The organism is Pseudomonas sp. BCRC 81390, from assembly GCF_030341915.1.
GTDB lineage: Bacteria > Pseudomonadota > Gammaproteobacteria > Pseudomonadales > Pseudomonadaceae > Aquipseudomonas.
The window spans coordinates 55819-71971 of sequence record NZ_JATAAG010000091.1 but is presented as its reverse complement, the minus strand read 5'-3'; the positions used below and the strand labels follow the sequence as shown (position 1 = coordinate 71971).

Here is a 16153-nt window from a genome sequence, read left to right as displayed (position 1 = left end):
GGAGCGGGCTTGCCCCGCGAAAGGGCCTGACCTGTGAACATCATTTTCCAGGCCTGGCCCTTTTGCGGGGCAAGCCCGCTCCCACAGGGGCCTACGTTCCCGTCAGAATTATTGTGTTCGCCTTATGACCCAACCCACCCCCTGCTACCACTGCGCCCTGCCCGTCCCCGCCGGCAGCCGCTTCACCGCCGTGGTCCTGGGCGAGCCAAGGCAGTTCTGCTGCCCCGGCTGCCAGGCGGTGGCCGAGTCGATCGTCGCCGGCGGCCTGGAGCATTATTACCAGCACCGCAGCGACAGCAGTGCCAACCCCGAGGCACTGCCCAAACAACTCCAGGACGAACTGGCCCTGTACGACCGCAGCGACGTTCAGCAGAGCTTCGTCCGCCATGCTGGAAACCTGGCCGAAACGACCTTGCTGGTCGAAGGCATCAGCTGCGCCGCCTGTGGCTGGCTCATCGAAAAACACCTGCGCAACCTGCCCGGCGTCGCCGAAGCCCGCCTGAACCTGTCCAACCACCGCCTCCTGCTGACCTGGGACGACCAGCAACTGCCGCTGTCCCGGCTGCTCGCCGAGCTGCGCCAGATCGGCTACGCCGCTCACCCTTACCAACCCGACCAGGCCGCCGAGCAGCTGGCGCGCGAAAACCGCAGTGCCCTGCGCCGCCTGGGCGTGGCCGGGCTGCTGTGGTTCCAGGCGATGATGGCAACCATGGCCACCTGGCCGGAATTCAACATCGACCTGTCGCCTGAGCTGCACACCATCCTCAGGTGGGTGGCGCTGTTTCTCACCATCCCCATCGTCTTCTACAGCTGCGCGCCGTTGTTCAAGGGCGCCGCGCGCGACTTGCGCACCCGTCACCTGACCATGGACGTCTCGGTGTCGCTGGCCATTGGCCTGGCTTTCGCCGCCGGCATCTGGACCGCCATCACCGGCAGCGGCGAGCTGTACTTCGACACCGTGGGCATGTTCGCCCTGTTCCTGCTCACCGGCCGCTACCTGGAGCGCCGTGCCCGCGAACGCACGGCCGCGGCCACTGCGCAGCTGGTCAACCTGCTGCCCGCCTCATGCCTGCGCCTGGATGCCCACGGCCACACCGAGCGCATCCTGCTCAGCGAGCTGCAACGCGGCGACCGGGTACAAGTGCTGCCAGGCGCGGTGATTCCTGCCGACGGCTGCATTGTCGATGGCCGCTCCAGCATCGATGAATCGCTGCTCACCGGCGAATACCTGCCGCAACCCCGCCGGGCCGGTGAACGCGTCACCGGCGGCACGCTGAATGTCGAAAGCACCTTGAATGTGCAAGTCGAAGCGCTGGGCGCCGATTCGCGGCTATCCGCCATCGTTCGCCTGCTGGAGCGTGCCCAGACCGAGAAACCGCGCCTGGCCGAAATCGCCGACCGCGCCTCGCAGTGGTTCCTGCTGTGCTCGTTGCTGGCCGCCCTGGCCATCGGCCTGTGGTGGTGGCACCTGGACCCGACGCGGGCGTTCTGGATCGTGCTGGCCATGCTGGTAGCGACCTGCCCTTGCGCACTGTCCCTGGCCACGCCGACGGCCCTGACCGCCGCCACCGGCACCTTGCACAAGCTTGGCCTGCTGGTGACCCGTGGCCATGTGCTGGAAGGCCTGAACCAGGTCGACACAGTGGTGTTCGACAAGACCGGCACACTGACCGAAGGCCGCCTGACCTTGCGCAGCATCCGCCCGCTCGGCAACCTGCCGGCCGACCGCTGCCTGGCCTTGGCCGCGGCCCTGGAAAACCGCTCCGAACACCCCATCGCGCGTGCCTTCGGCCGCAGCGCCAGCCCTGCCGATGACGTGCAGAGCGTGCCGGGCCTGGGCCTGGAAGGCCAGGTGGCAGGCCAGCTGCTGCGCATTGGCCAGGCCACCTTCGTCTGCGCCCTGAGCGGCGCTGCGCCCCCCGCGGTGCCGGAACCGCGCGGCCAGTGGCTGCTGCTGGGCGACCGCCAGGGGCCGCTGGCCTGGTTCGGCCTGGACGATCGCCTGCGCGACGACGCCCCTGCCCTGCTGGCCGCTTGCAAGGCCCGCGGCTGGCGCACGCTGCTGCTGTCCGGTGACAGCTCGCCGATGGTTGCCGAAGTGGCCGCCCAGCTGGGCATCGACCAGGCCATCGGCGGCCTGCGCCCGGACGACAAACTGGACCGGCTGAAGGCGCTGCAGGCAGCCGGGCGCAAGGTGCTGATGCTGGGCGATGGGGTCAACGATGTGCCGGTGCTGGCCGCCGCCGACATCAGCATCGCCATGGGCAGTGCCACCGACCTGGCCAAGACCAGCGCCGATGCCGTGTTGCTGACCAACCGCCTGTCGGCGCTGGTGCAAACCTTCGAGCTGGCCCGCCGCACCCGCCGTAATATCCTCCAGAATCTGTTGTGGGCGACCCTGTATAATGGCCTGGTGCTGCCGTTCGCCGCGCTCGGCTGGATCACCCCGGTGTGGGCGGCCATCGGCATGTCGCTCAGCTCGCTGGTGGTGGTGCTCAATGCCCTGCGCCTGACCCGCCTGCCGCCAGCATCGGGTGTGCCCACCCATCAAGCGTCCTTGCCCGGGAGTAAGTCACCATGCCCGCCCTCTATGTCATGATCCCCGCGGCACTGCTGCTGGTTGGCGTGGCCGTGTACATCTTCTTCTGGGCAGTGGACAGCGGCCAGTACGACGACCTCGAAAGCCCTGCCCATAGCATCCTGTTCGACGACCAGGACCCGCGTCACCAGGCAGCCGTGACGCCTGACGACAGCCAAGCCGCCAGCGCCAAGGAACCGCCACCCCGTGCCTGAACTGCTACCCCTGCTGGGCTCGGCACTGATCCTGGGCCTGCTGGGCGGTGGTCACTGCCTGGGCATGTGTGGCGGCCTGATGGGCGCGCTGACCCTGGCCATTCCCCCGGAACAACGCGGCCGGCGCCTGCGCCTGCTGCTGGCGTACAACCTTGGCCGGGTGCTCAGTTATGGCTGTGCCGGCCTGCTGCTGGGCCTGGCCGGCTGGGCCGTGGCCAGCAGCCCTGCGGCCCTGGCGTTGCGGGTGCTGGCGGCGCTGCTGTTGATCGTCATGGGGCTGTACCTGGCTGGCTGGTGGAGCGGGCTGACCCGCATCGAGGCGCTGGGCCGTGGGTTGTGGCGGCATGTCCAGCCCGTGGCAGCGCGCTTGCTACCGGTCTCCAGCCTGCCGCGCGCGCTGCTGCTCGGGGCACTATGGGGGTGGCTGCCGTGCGGGCTGGTGTACAGCACCTTGCTGTGGGCGGCCAGCCAGGGCAATGCCGGGTACAGCGCAGCATTGATGCTGGCCTTCGGGGTAGGGACCTGGCCGGTGCTGCTGGCGACCGGGTTTGCGGCAGAACGGGTAAACACTTTGTTGAAACGGCGCAGTGTGCGCGTGGCTGGCGGGGTGCTGGTAATGCTGTTTGGCATCTGGACCCTGCCTGGGCCACACCAGCATTGGCTGATGGGGCATTGAAGGGGGCCGCTTTGCGGCCTCGGCATCCACTGCCAATTCCCCTTGATACAAATCAACACAGATTCCTACAGACAACCCTAGACTCCGGTGCATTGCTGCTCTTTCCGGGGACCGCCCTCATGCTCGACGACCTACGTTGGGATACCGACCTGATCCGCCGCTACGACCTGGCCGGACCACGCTACACCTCTTACCCGACCGCCGTGCAACTGCACAGCGAAGTGGGCTCGTTCGACCTGCTCCACGCCCTGCGCGAGAGCCGTCGGGCCGTGCGCCCGCTGTCGCTGTACGTACATGTGCCGTTCTGTGCAAACATTTGTTACTACTGCGCCTGTAACAAAGTCATCACCAAGGACCGTGCCCGTGCCGCGCCGTACCTGCAGCGCCTGGAACAGGAAATTCAGCTGATCGCCTGCCACCTCGACCCCAGGCAACGGGTCGAGCAGCTGCATTTTGGCGGTGGCACCCCGACGTTCCTCAGCCATGTGGAACTGCGTCAGCTGATGGCCACCCTGCGCCAGCATTTCCACCTGCTGGACGACGACTCCGGCGACTACGGCATCGAGATCGACCCCCGCGAGGCTGACTGGTCGACCATGGGCCTGCTGCGCGAACTGGGCTTCAACCGCGTCAGCCTCGGCGTGCAGGACCTCGACCCGGCCGTGCAACGCGCCGTCAACCGCCTGCAGAGCCTGGAACAGACCCGCACCCTGATCGAGGCTGCACGTACCCTGCAGTTCCGCTCGGTCAACCTCGACCTGATCTACGGCCTGCCCAAGCAGACCCCGGAAGGCTTCGCCCGCACCGTCGAAGAAGTGATCCGCCTGCAACCCGACCGCCTGTCGGTATTCAACTACGCCCACCTGCCCGAGCGCTTCATGCCGCAACGGCGCATCGACAACAATGACCTGCCCAGCGCGGCCGCCAAGCTGGAGATGCTGCACAGCACCATCGACCAGCTGACCGCAGCCGGCTATCGCTATATCGGCATGGACCATTTCGCCCTGCCCGATGACGAACTGGCCATTGCCCAGGAAGAAGGCACCCTGCAGCGCAACTTCCAGGGCTACACCACCCACGGGCACTGCGACCTGATCGGCCTGGGCGTGTCGGCCATCAGCCAGATCGGTGACCTGTACTGCCAGAACAGCAGCGACCTCAACACTTACCAGGACAGCCTCTCCAACGCCCAGCTGGCAACCCAGCGCGGCCTGATCTGCAACCACGACGACCGCTTGCGCCGCGCAGTGATCCAGCAGCTGATCTGCCATTTCGAGCTGGACTTCGAGCCGATCGAACAAGCCTTCACCCTCGATTTTCGCGGCTATTTCAACGACCTCTGGCCTGAACTGCTGACCTTGCAGCGCGACGGCCTGATCCGCCTGGACGACAAGGGCATACGCATCCTGCCGGCCGGCCGCCTGCTGGCGCGCTCGGTGTGCATGGTGTTCGACGCCTACCTGGGCCTGCACAACCGCCAGCGCTTTTCCCGGGTCATCTGAACCGAGTCGTTCAACCGCATGGACAAGTTTCCTTGCCAGGCACACCATGGGCACAGCGAAGGCCCCGGCATAGCCGCCGGGGCCTGGCCTGCGCGCAGTACGACAGCGTACGCTGGCCTACACCCTACGCCGTGAGTTACCCTTACGTCTTATGTGTGCTTTCCCACAAGGATCGAAGAAAATGTCCGAGCCAGTCAAACTGCGCCCACACAACCAGGCCCATTGCAAGGACTGCAGCCTGGCCCCCCTGTGCCTGCCCCTGTCGCTGAACCTGGAAGACATGGATGCACTTGACGAAATCGTCAAGCGCGGGCGGCCGCTGAAAAAAGGCGAGTTCCTGTTCCGCCAGGGCGACAACTTCGGCTCGGTCTACGCGGTACGCTCCGGCGCCCTGAAAACCTTCAGCCTCAGCGACAGCGGCGAAGAGCAGATCACCGGCTTCCACCTGCCCAGCGAGCTGGTCGGCCTGTCGGGCATGGACACCGAGGCCTATCCGGTGTCGGCCCAGGCGCAGGAAACCACCTCGGTGTGTGAAATCCCCTTCGAGCGCCTCGACGAACTGTCGGTGCAGCTGCCACAGCTGCGTCGCCAGCTGATGCGGGTGATGAGCCGGGAAATCCGCGATGACCAGCAAATGATGCTGCTGCTGTCGAAAAAGACCGCCGACGAGCGCATCGCCACCTTCCTGGTCAACCTGTCGGCGCGCTTCCGTGCCCGCGGTTATTCGGCCAACCAGTTCCGCCTGAGCATGTCGCGCAACGAAATCGGCAATTACCTTGGTCTGGCCGTGGAAACCGTGTCGCGGGTGTTCACCCGCTTCCAGCAGAACGGCCTGATCCGCGCCGAAGGCAAGGAAGTGCACATCCTCGACCCGATCCAGCTGTGCGCGCTGGCCGGCGGTGCGATGGAGGCCTGAGGCGGCGTTTAGCAGGTATACTTGGGCATCGTTTTCCCAGGATACCCGCAACAATGCACAGCGACGCCTTTGACCTCAAAGCCCTGATCCGCCCGGTAGTGGATTTCCCCAAGCCGGGCGTGATCTTCCGCGACATCACCCCGCTGTTCCAGTCGCCGCGCGGGCTGCGCTATGTGGCCGACCAATTCATCGAGCGCTATGTCGAGGCCGAGTTCAGCCACATCGGTGCCATGGATGCGCGAGGCTTCCTGATCGGCTCGATCATCGCCCACCAACTGAACAAGCCGCTGATCCTGTTCCGCAAGCAAGGCAAGCTGCCCGCCGATGTGCTGAGCGAGGCCTACCAGACCGAGTACGGCGAAGCGTTCCTGGAAGTGCACGCCGACAGCCTGTGCGAAGGGGATTCGGTGCTGATCTTCGATGACCTGATCGCGACTGGCGGTACGCTGCTGGCAGCGGCCAACCTGGTGCGTCGGACCGGTGCGCAGGTGTTCGAGGCGGCCGCAATCATCGACCTGCCGGAGCTGGACGGGTCGCGCCGGCTGCAGGCGGCGGGTGTGCCGACGTTCTGCCTGACCGAGTTTTCGCTCAGCGAATATTGAGACCACGGGGCTGCTTTTTGCAGCCCCGGCAATTCTGAATCAGAGCGAAATCGGCCGCCGCCCGGCGAAGGCATGGGCCAGGGTTCCGCCGTCGACCAGCTCCAGCTCCCCACCCAGCGGCACGCCATGGGCAATGCGCGACGCCACCAGGCCCTTCTCGCTCAGCAGTTGGGCAATGTAATGCGCAGTCGCCTCCCCTTCCACCGTCGGGTTGGTTGCCAGGATCACCTCGGTGAAGGTGCCCTGCTCCTCGATCCGCGCCATCAGTTGCGGAATGCCTATCGCCTCCGGCCCCAGGCCGTCCAGCGGCGACAGGTGGCCCTTGAGCACGAAATAGCGGCCACGGTAGCCCGTCTGCTCCACCGCATACACATCGGTCGGGCCCTCGACCACGCACAACTGGGTATCGTCACGGCGCGTGTCGGCGCATTGCGGGCACAGCTCCTGCTCGGTCAGGATACGGCACTGGCGGCAATGCCCTACCCCTTCCATGGCCTGGGTCAGGGCCTGAGCCAGGCGCAGGCCGCCGCTGCGGTCACGCTCGAGCAGCTGCAGGGCCATGCGCTGGGCGGTTTTCTGGCCGACACCCGGGAGAATACGCAGGGCGTCGATCAGTTGGCGGATGAGAGGGCTGAAGCTCATGGGAAAGGCCTGACAATTCAATGAGAGGCGGTTTATACCCAGCGCTGACAATGCCGTCAAATCAGCAGACCGTGTCCGGGGGAAATCTCACCCGAAAAAAAAACCGCCGCTGTTGTCAGCGGCGGTTCCCGGTATGCAATGCCTTCAGAAAGGCATCTTGAAGCCCGGCGGCAATTGCATGCCGGCAGTCATGCTACCCATCTTTTCCTGGCTGTTCTGCTCGACCTTGCGCACGGCGTCGTTCAGTGCAGCGGCGATCAGGTCTTCCAGCACTTCCTTGTCGTCTGCCTCAGTCGACATCAGGCTCTGGTCGATGCTGACGCGCTTCACGTCGTGACGACCGGTCATCACCACGCTCACCAGGCCGCCACCGGACTGGCCGGTAACTTCGGCGTTGGCCAGCTCTTCCTGCATCTTCTGCATCTTTTCCTGCATCTGCTGGGCCTGCTTCATCAGGCCGGCCATGCCACCTTTCATCATGGGGTATACCTCGATTGGGTCATGTGATGCGGCCCGGCACCTGGCCAGCCGCATGGTTATCCGTTACTGGCCCTGACTGGCCAGGGCCTCTACAGGTTCAATAGTATCCTGACGCACCTTGGCACCGAACAGCTTGATCATCTGCTGGATCAACGGATCCTGCTCGATCGATACCACGGCCTCGTGCTGACGCTCCCTGCGCTTGCGCGCTGCCGCCTGGGCCGGGGTTTCCTGCTCGGGCTGAATCAGCTCGATACGCAGGTTCAGCGTACGTCCCAGGTGCTGGTTGAGCGCTTCGTTCAGGCGTCGCTGCTGGGTGGCATTGAACAGCGCCCCTTGGCCAGGGTCCAGGTGCAGCAGCCAGTCGTCACCCTCGACGGCGATCAAGGTACAGTTCGCTGCGATGTTGCCTGTCATCCCGGACACAGGCAACTGGGGGAACATTTCCAGCCATTGCAGGGCCAGGCCGGTAGCCGGCTTGGCCGCTGGCAGCGGCTCGGCGACTGGTTTGGGCGCCTCTTCCTGAACGTGTTCGGCCAGCTCGTCCAGGTAGCTGAAGCCGACCGGGTCGTTTTCGCCGCCATAATAGTCTTCGTCCAGTGGCGGCTCATCGTCGCGGTCCATGCCCACGGCAGCGTAGGCCGACGGGTCGAAGGGCGGCTCGTCGTCGTGGGCCGGGGCCGCCTGCATCGGCGCGGGCGCAGGCGGCGGTGCAGGCGCGGGCTCAGGCGCTGCCGGTTCCGACTCTTCCCATGGCAGGTCAACCTCTTCTGCGACGGCAACTGGCTCCGGCTCGGGCTCGGCTTGCGGCTCGGGTTCGATAACGAGGGCTGGCTCAGCCGGCGGCACAGGCGCATCAACCAGCGGTGGTACTGGCGCCACCGGCGCGGGTGCCTGCGGCGCTGCAGCCGCAGCGGCAGGTTGCACGGCAGCGGCTGGCGCTAGCGCGGCAACCGCCGGCGCTGCCACCGGGGTTGCTGGATCAGCTGTGGCCTGGCTGATCCCCACTGGCTTTAGCAGCGGCTTCGGCGCGTCGTCGGTGTCGGCCGGGCGGAAGGCCAGCATGCGCAGCAGGACCATTTCAAAACCACCGCGCGGGTCCGGCGCCAGGGGCAGGTCACGGCGACCGATCAGGCCCATCTGGTAATAGAACTGCACGTCCTCGGCCGGCAATGCCGCGGCCAGCGCGAGTACCCGCTCGCGATCGCCCTGGCCGTTGTCCACGGCCTCCGGCAATGCCTGGGCAATGGCCACGCGATGCAGCACATTGAGCATCTCGGCCAGCACGCCAGCCCAGTCCGGGCCCTGCTCGGCCAGGTTGCGCACGGCCTCGAGCAAGGCCCGTGCATCGCCCTCGAGCAGCGCTTGCAGCACACCATAGACCTGGCCATGGTCAAGGCTGCCGAGCATGGCCCGCACATCGGCGGCCAGCACCTTGCCTTCGCCAAAGGCGATGGCCTGGTCGGTCAGGCTCATCGCATCGCGCATCGAGCCATCGGCAGCGCGGCCCAGCAACCACAGGGCATCCGTCTCGAACGGCACGTTTTCCGCAGTCAGTACATGACTGAGATGTTCGACCACCCGCTCCGGGCTCATGTTCTTTAGCGAGAACTGCAGGCAGCGCGACAGGATGGTGGCCGGCAGCTTCTGCGGGTCGGTGGTGGCGAGGATGAACTTGACGTAGGGCGGCGGCTCTTCGAGCGTCTTGAGCAAGGCGTTGAACGAGTGCGTCGACAGCATGTGCACTTCGTCGATCAGGTAGACCTTGAAGCGCCCACGGCTCGGGGCGTACTGCACGTTATCGAGCAGTTCGCGGGTGTCCTCGACCTTGGTGCGGCTGGCGGCATCGATCTCGATCAGGTCGACGAAACGGCCTTCGTCGATCTCCCGGCACACCGAACAGGTGCCACAGGGCGTCGAGGTGATGCCGGTTTCACAGTTCAGGCACTTGGCTATGATCCGGGCGATGGTCGTCTTGCCCACGCCCCGGGTACCGGTGAACAGGTAGGCATGGTGCAGGCGCTGGTTGTCCAGGGCGTTGATCAAAGCCTTGAGCACATGGGCCTGGCCGACCATTTCGCGGAACGAGCGCGGACGCCATTTACGTGCAAGGACCTGATAACTCATCGAAAAACCATCGTAGCCTGATCGAGCGGAAGATCGCTAATGCTAGCGGAGCGGGGGCAAAAATGCACCCCGCGCAGCTCGTCTAAGCTAGAAACTGAGTGTGCTGTCCAGGGAGGATACGCCTTTGCGCAGACTGCTGACCTTGTTGTTGATCTGGAGCTCGCAGAGTCTCGCCGAACAGGCGGTGCTGCGCTTTTCCGTGGCGGAAAGCTGGAGCATGCCGCTGGCGCGCATCGAAGCCGAGCAGCCAGTCGAAGGCCTGCTGTACGACCTCACCCAGGCGCTGGCCAGAGAAGTTGGCGCGAACCCGGTGTACCACGTCATGGCCCGCCTGCGCCTGCAGGAGGCAATGGAGCAGGGTGATATCGATGTGCGTTGCTATGTCAGCACCCGCTGGTTCGCTAACCCGCCGAAGAATTTTGTCTGGAGCATCCCGTTGATGCACCAGCGCGACCTGCTGGTGGGCCGCCCGGGCGTCAGCCCGCCAACATCCCTCGGGCAACTGCCGTCCCAGACGATCGGCACGGTGCTGGGCTACACCTACCCAAGCCTGCAGCCTCTGCTTGAGCAGGGCCGATTGCAGCGTGAAGACAGCCGCAACCAGTTGCTGGTACTGCAGAAGTTGCAGGCCGGCCGCTATCGCTACGCGGTCAGCAACCAGCTGTCCTTGCAGTGGTACAACCGGAGCCAACCAAACGGGCAACGCCTGCAGGCACTGACGGTGCTGGACGAGCAGGAGCTGGGCTGCATGGTACGCAATGATCCGGCGATACCGACCCAGGGGCTGCTGCGGGCGCTGGCGCGGATGAAGCAGTCAGGGGAAATCGAGCGGATTGTGCAGCGCTATGAAGGGCTGGGTCATCAGCACGCCATGCCGGTAGCCCAACCATGAGCAGGCCCGCCGCAAAAGCCCCTCACACCAGCGCCACCAGGGCTGCACTGAGGAACAGCCCTACCCCGAACACTGCGTGCGTCACCAGGCTCCTCAGGCAGTTGCGCGCCGGTGCCGGTGTCTTCGAAGCGAAGAACCCCGCCCCCATCGCCGGCTGCATGAGACACAGCGGCGCCACCACAGTCCCCACACCCACCATCAGCGCCGGCCACAGGGTCGGCGCCAACAACCAGCCTTCGCCGACGATCAGCACCAGCAGCAGGGCGAACAGCACGCCGATGACGTAATGGATCAGCCACCCCCACACCCGTTCGTGGCGCACCGGCTCCGCACGGGCAATTGCCTGATGCCGCACCCGTCCCTGCAACAAATGCCCCACCCAGCGCCCGACCATGGCGAAGTTCGGCGTGGCGCCCCCCAGGCGCCGCAACAACAAGCCCCACCCATCCATGACCAGCGTGGCACCCACGCCGATCGGCAAGGCAGCAGAAAGCATCGCAGTAAAGGTCATTGAAAAAGCCCTCGAAGGTTGACGGTCATCACTACGCCACGCAGCATAGAAGTTGAAGTCAACTTCAAGTCAAGGGCCCGGAATGGACATTGCCGATGTCGCCAGACGTACAGGCGTACCCGCCTCGACGCTGCGTTACTACGAAAAGAAAGGCTTGCTCAAGTCACTTGCCGGGCGCGGTCAACGACGGCAGTTTGCCGCGGATGTGGCAGACCGCTTGGCACTGATAGCCCTTGGGCAAGCGGCGGGGTTTTCCCTGGATGAAGTGGGAGCGATGCTGGTGGACCTGCAGGTCGACCGGCAGCTGCTGATCGCCAAGGCCGACGAACTGGATGCACGGATCAGGCGCTTGCAGGCAATGAGCAAGGGCCTGCGGCATGCGGCGCAGTGCCCTGAAGCGGATCACCTGGCCTGCCCGACATTCCAGCGGCTGATGAAGTTGTCGGCGGCGGGGCTTGGAAAAAGGCAGAACGGGTCAACGCCTGTCATGAAACACTCAGGTTAGAGCTACTGTGCAAACCCGAACTGAATGATGGCCCATTAATATCAATAAGCCATCACTCAGTGTAGAGTGACGCGCCTCCGCACCCAGCTGTGCGCGAGAACCGTACTCACACTCAGGAAACGTTGCATGCCCACAGTAAGAAACCTCACCGCTGCCGCACTCATAGCGCTGACCCCTGGTTGTGCTACAGGCCCCAATTCGGTTCAGGAGTCGGAACTTGCCGGCTATCGCGCCAGAAACCTCGCGGTTGAAGAAAAGAACCCTGGGCTTGCTGCCGGCCTTGGCCTGCTTCCGGGTGGCGGCTCCTTCTACGGTCGCGCATACGGCTTTGGCGTGGTCAACCTGCTGTTCTGGCCGCTTTCCATATTTTGGGACCCAGTAAGCGGGCATGACGCCGCAGAACTCATCAACTATCAGGCTACCAAGGCTCATGTTGCGAGCTTGAAAAAACACGATATGGACGCGCTTGACGCCCAGCTTGAGTCCGATGCGATCGACGTCAAGCGCTACACGCTCGACAAACGCAGAATCGATGAAAAGTACAACCTCTGAGGGCTTCGGCCGAACAGCGCAACGTCTGGCCTGAGGCTGGCGTATCCGAGGATACGGCCTGGGTCGGCCTGCCTGGCTTGTGGCGCGGATGGGATGAAGACCTGTCCGCTGCCAATCATTGTACGGATGCTGGGAGTGTTGGGGTGTCAGCTTGCAAGATGCCGCTTCATCCGGGAGATCCCGAATACGGTCGTAACCGGAAATGTTTCTAGCGAGGCGTCTTGAGGATTCAAGAGCCTGAAATGGAGGCAGCCCCACCAGCCACACCCCGGCACTCGATGTTCCCGCTATGGCTGCTCCCTTCCGGGCCTGACCAGGTTAACGGGTAATCAATGCGGGGGGACCGATGGGGCCACCACTGCAGAGCTCGCTGAGCAGCGAGTGGCGCCATTGTACCGGTCTTGAAAGCAGATACAACCTCTGGGGCGAGAAAAAGTCATCATTTCTCAATGACTTGTCCGGGTTGCTGCGGCCTGGCGGGCCTCTTCGCGACAACGCCCGCTCCCCTAACGGGCGAGCAGGACTTCAGACCGCTATGCCCTGCTCGGCCAGGAAGGCAACGAAGGCGTCTTCGTCCAGCACCTTTACCCCCAGTTCGCTGGCCTTGGCCAGCTTGGAGCCCGCCCCTGGCCCCGCCACCACGCAGTGGGTCTTGCCAGACACCGAACCGGCCACCTTCGCCCCCAGGCTTTCCAGCTTGTCCTTGGCAATGTCGCGGCTCATGCGCTCCAGGGTGCCGGTCAGCACCCAGGTCTGGCCAGCCAGCGGCAAGCCTTCAGCGACTTTCTTCTCACTGCTCCAGTGCATGCCGAACGCCAACAACTGCGCTTCGATGGCGCGAGCCAGTTGCTGGTTGGCTTCGACCTTGAAGAATTCACGCACGGCCTCGGCCTGCTTGGCCGCCAGGGCCTGGCGCAGGTCGATGCCGTCAGCGGCGATGATCTTGTCCAGGCTGTCGAGCCTGGCTACCAGCTTTTCGGCACCGGTCGGGCCAACCGAGGCAATGTCGAGCTTGGCGATCATCCCGGCCAGGGTGGTGCTGGCCGCGAATTCCGCAGCCAGGTCGCCTTCGCCCTGCAATTGCATGCCGCTATCGAGCAACTGTTTGATAACCTTCTGGTTGTGCTCGTCTTCGAAGAAGTTGTGAATTTCGTAGGCCACCTCCAGGCCGATATCCGGCAGGTAGGTGAGCACTTGCGGCAGCGCCTGCTGCACGCGCGCCAGGCTGCCCAGCGAGCGAGCCAGCACCTTCGCGGTCTCCTCGCCAACGTCGGGAATGCCCAGGGCATAGATAAAGCGCGCCAGGCTCGGGCGCTTGCTGGCTTCGATGGCATCCAGCAGCTTGCGGCTGGAGACCTCGGCGAAGCCTTCCAGGCCGACGATCTGTTCGAACTCCAGCTTGTACAGGTCTGCCGGCGAGCCGATCAGGCCTTCGTCCACCAGTTGCTCGACGCTCTTCTCGCCCAGGCCTTCGATGTCCATGGCCCGGCGCGATACGTAGTGGATGATCGCCTGCTTGAGCTGGGCAGCACAGGCCAGGCGGCCGACGCAGCGGTACACCGCGCCTTCGCTGGTGGTTTCCTTGCCTTTGCTGCGCTTGACCAGCTGGGTACGCTCGACCTGCGAGCCGCATACAGGACATTGACTTGGCACTGGCACCGGGCGGGCATCTTCCGGGCGACGCTCCAGCACCACCTGCATCACTTGCGGGATCACGTCCCCGGCGCGACGGATGATCACCGTATCGCCAATGCGCAGGCCCAGACGCGCAATTTCGTCCATGTTGTGCAGGGTGGCATTGGACACGGTCACCCCAGCCACCTTGACCGGCTTCAGGCGGGCCACCGGGGTTACCGCACCGGTGCGGCCGACCTGGAACTCGACGTCCAGCACCTCGGTCAGCTCTTCCATGGCGGGGAACTTGTGGGCGATCGCCCAGCGCGGCTCACGGGCACGGAAGCCCAGTTCGCGCTGCGCAGCCAGGCTGTTGACCTTGAACACGACACCATCGATTTCGTAGGGCAGGCTGTTGCGCCGCTCGCCGATGTCGCGGTAGTAGGCCAGGCATTCTTCGATGCCGGCAGCGTGCCTGAGCTCGCGACTGATCGGCAGTCCCCAGGCCTTGAGCTGCTCGAGGATGCCGATGTGGCTGTCGCCGATGCTCTGCGACACCTGGCCGACGCCATAGCAGCAGAACTCCAGCGGGCGGCTGGCAGTGATCTTCGAATCCAGCTGGCGCAGGCTGCCGGCAGCGGCGTTGCGCGGGTTGGCGAAAGTCTTGCCACCGGCCTCGGCCTGGGCGGCGTTGAGCCGCTCGAAACCGGCCTTGCTCATGTACACCTCGCCGCGCACCTCGAGCACCGCCGGCCAGCCTTCGCCCTGCAGCTTGAGCGGGATGTTGCGCACGGTGCGCACATTGGCGCTGATGTCTTCGCCGGTAGTGCCGTCGCCACGGGTAGCGCCCTGCACCAACAGGCCGTCACGGTACAGCAGGCTCACCGCCAGGCCGTCGAGCTTGGGCTCGCAGCTGTAGTCCACTGCACCGGGCTGGTCGAGGCCATCGACCACACGGCGGCCGAACTCACGCAGGTCGGCTTCTTCGAAGGCGTTGCCCAGGCTCAGCATCGGCACTTCGTGGCGCACCTGGCTGAACGCGGCCAAGGCCGCGCCGCCAACCCGCTGGGTTGGCGAGTCAGGGGTCACCAGGTGCGGGTGTTCGGCTTCAAGCGCCTTGAGCTCGTTGAACAGGCGGTCGTATTCGGCATCGGGCACGCTGGGCTCGTCGAGCACATAGTAGCGGTAGTTGTGCTGGTCGAGCTGGTGACGGAGTTCGTGGATACGGGATTCGACGGTCATGGGGTTGTCTTCTCTTGCAAAGCAAAAGAGCAGCCTGGGGGAGGTGCCTGGCGTTCAAGGTCTTTGTCGCCTGTTCCGGCCTCTTCGCGGGTAAACCCGCGAAGAGGCCGGAACAGGGGAAAACAACACCTGCACCGCCCAGCACGCCCTCAGGCTGCTCTTTCGTCTGGATCTGTCAGCGCTTCTGCGTCAGCGCACGGCGCTCGAATTCGACGATACGCTGGCGATAGTGCTCGATGGTCTGGGCGGTCAGCACGCTGCGCTGGTCGTCCTTGAGCTCGCCGTTCAGTTCGTGGGCCAGCTTGCGCGCCGCAGCCACCATCACGTCGAAAGCCTGCTTCGGGTGACGCGGGCCGGGCAGGCCGAGGAAGAAGCTCACCGCACGGGTGCTGAAGTGGTCGATATCGTCCAGGTCGAATACGCCAGGCTTGACCGCGTTGGCCATGGAGAACAGCACTTCACCGTGGCCGGCCATGCTCTCGTGACGGTGGAAGATGTCCATTTCGCCGAAGCGCAGGCCACTTTCCAGAATGTTCTGCAGCAGCGCCGGGCCCTTGAAGCCACCCTCGTCGCGGGAAATCACGCTGATCACCAGCACTTCCTCGGCCGGTGGCAGCTCCTTGACGCTGCTGCTGGCAGGTGCCGGATTGCTGCTGCGGGTGGTTTCCGCAGCAAAATCGTCATCGCTGTCGGCAAACAGGTCGGCCTCACGCGGCTCGGCACTCAAATTCAGGTCGCCCTGCTGCGCCTCGGCAGCCGCGGTGGCACGCTTGTTGCGCTTGCTGGCCTTGGCCGGCTTGGGTTCGCGTTCGCGGTCACGTGCGGAAGCGCTGAGCGACGGCAGGTCGCTTTCGTCCAGCTCAGGCTCCTTGTGGGTTTCCAGCACCCGCGACGGGCCAAGCACTTCGGCATTGCCCTCTTCGTCCGGCAGGTTGGCATAGCTGCGATCCAGACGGAATTTCAACTTGCCTTTGCCGCCGCGCATGCGGCGCCAGCCGTCGAAAAGAATCCCGGCAATGACAATGATGCCGATGACGATCAGCCACTCGCGCAGACCGATTTCCATGTAATCCCGTGCCTCTATAAAAATATGCTTGAA

15 protein-coding genes and 1 other RNA gene are annotated in these 16153 nt (G+C 64.6%); 9 read left to right on the top strand and 7 right to left on the bottom strand.

Features of this window, described 5'->3' with window-relative positions; translation table 11 throughout:
• Positions 1-124 precede the first annotated feature (124 nt).
• From QSV36_RS25420 to QSV36_RS25395, 6 genes are all read left to right on the top strand, one after another.
• Positions 125-2599, top strand: coding sequence for a heavy metal translocating P-type ATPase (locus QSV36_RS25420; RefSeq protein ID WP_289135850.1), 2475 nt, complete (start codon positions 125-127; stop codon positions 2597-2599).
• Positions 2578-2793 carry a cbb3-type cytochrome oxidase assembly protein CcoS gene (gene ccoS / locus QSV36_RS25415; RefSeq protein ID WP_289135849.1) on the top strand — a complete coding sequence of 72 codons (216 nt, stop codon included), beginning with the start codon at positions 2578-2580 and terminating at the stop codon, positions 2791-2793. The genes QSV36_RS25420 and ccoS overlap by 22 nt, the downstream gene beginning before the upstream one ends.
• Complete coding sequence (locus QSV36_RS25410) at positions 2786-3469, top strand: sulfite exporter TauE/SafE family protein (protein WP_289135848.1); 684 nt, start codon at positions 2786-2788, stop codon at positions 3467-3469. Before ccoS ends, QSV36_RS25410 begins: the two co-directional genes overlap by 8 nt.
• Positions 3470-3588: 119 nt before the next feature.
• Complete coding sequence (hemN, locus tag QSV36_RS25405) at positions 3589-4971, top strand: oxygen-independent coproporphyrinogen III oxidase (RefSeq protein WP_289135847.1); 1383 nt, start codon at positions 3589-3591, stop codon at positions 4969-4971.
• Positions 4972-5152: 181 nt separating this feature from the next.
• Positions 5153-5887: a Crp/Fnr family transcriptional regulator FnrA gene (fnrA, locus tag QSV36_RS25400; RefSeq protein WP_015271145.1), complete on the top strand. Its 735-nt coding sequence runs from the start codon at positions 5153-5155 to the stop codon at positions 5885-5887.
• 53 nt (positions 5888-5940) lie between these two features.
• On the top strand, positions 5941-6489 hold the full coding sequence (locus tag QSV36_RS25395) for an adenine phosphoribosyltransferase (protein WP_027921268.1): 549 nt from the start codon (positions 5941-5943) through the stop codon (positions 6487-6489).
• A gap of 39 nt (positions 6490-6528) precedes the next feature.
• Here the strand turns inward: QSV36_RS25395 and recR are convergent, their stop codons facing one another.
• From recR to dnaX, 3 genes are all read right to left on the bottom strand, one after another.
• Positions 6529-7131, bottom strand: a complete 603-nt coding sequence (recR, locus tag QSV36_RS25390) for a recombination mediator RecR (RefSeq protein ID WP_289135846.1) — start codon at positions 7129-7131, stop codon at positions 6529-6531.
• Positions 7132-7275: 144 nt separating this feature from the next.
• On the bottom strand, positions 7276-7611 hold the full coding sequence (locus QSV36_RS25385; RefSeq protein WP_289135845.1) for a YbaB/EbfC family nucleoid-associated protein: 336 nt from the start codon (positions 7609-7611) through the stop codon (positions 7276-7278).
• A 63-nt stretch (positions 7612-7674) separates the two neighbouring features.
• Positions 7675-9738, bottom strand: a complete 2064-nt coding sequence (gene dnaX, locus QSV36_RS25380; RefSeq protein WP_289135844.1) for a DNA polymerase III subunit gamma/tau — start codon at positions 9736-9738, stop codon at positions 7675-7677.
• Positions 9739-9862: 124 nt separating this feature from the next.
• On the opposite strand from dnaX, the gene QSV36_RS25375 reads away from it, so the two are divergent.
• Entirely contained in the window at positions 9863-10630 is a 768-nt protein-coding gene (locus tag QSV36_RS25375; protein ID WP_289135843.1) for a substrate-binding periplasmic protein, read from the top strand.
• Between the two features lie 22 nt (positions 10631-10652).
• Here the strand turns inward: QSV36_RS25375 and QSV36_RS25370 are convergent, their stop codons facing one another.
• Complete coding sequence (locus QSV36_RS25370) at positions 10653-11141, bottom strand: DUF2938 domain-containing protein (RefSeq protein ID WP_289135842.1); 489 nt, start codon at positions 11139-11141, stop codon at positions 10653-10655.
• Between the two features lie 82 nt (positions 11142-11223).
• Here QSV36_RS25370 and QSV36_RS25365 point away from each other — a divergent pair, with 82 nt between their 5' ends.
• Both QSV36_RS25365 and QSV36_RS25360 read left to right on the top strand, forming a co-directional pair.
• Entirely contained in the window at positions 11224-11646 is a 423-nt protein-coding gene (locus QSV36_RS25365) for a helix-turn-helix domain-containing protein (protein ID WP_289135841.1), read from the top strand.
• 126 nt (positions 11647-11772) lie between these two features.
• Positions 11773-12198 carry a hypothetical protein gene (locus tag QSV36_RS25360; protein ID WP_289135840.1) on the top strand — a complete coding sequence of 142 codons (426 nt, stop codon included), beginning with the start codon at positions 11773-11775 and terminating at the stop codon, positions 12196-12198.
• A gap of 252 nt (positions 12199-12450) precedes the next feature.
• Here QSV36_RS25360 and ffs read toward each other — a convergent pair.
• The 3 genes from ffs to zipA form a co-directional block, all read right to left on the bottom strand.
• Positions 12451-12547: signal recognition particle sRNA small type (ffs, locus tag QSV36_RS25355), an RNA gene on the bottom strand.
• 176 nt (positions 12548-12723) lie between these two features.
• Positions 12724-15054, bottom strand: a complete 2331-nt coding sequence (ligA, locus tag QSV36_RS25350; protein WP_289135839.1) for an NAD-dependent DNA ligase LigA — start codon at positions 15052-15054, stop codon at positions 12724-12726.
• 175 nt (positions 15055-15229) lie between these two features.
• Complete coding sequence (gene zipA / locus QSV36_RS25345; RefSeq protein WP_289135838.1) at positions 15230-16120, bottom strand: cell division protein ZipA; 891 nt, start codon at positions 16118-16120, stop codon at positions 15230-15232.
• Positions 16121-16153 lie beyond the last annotated feature (33 nt).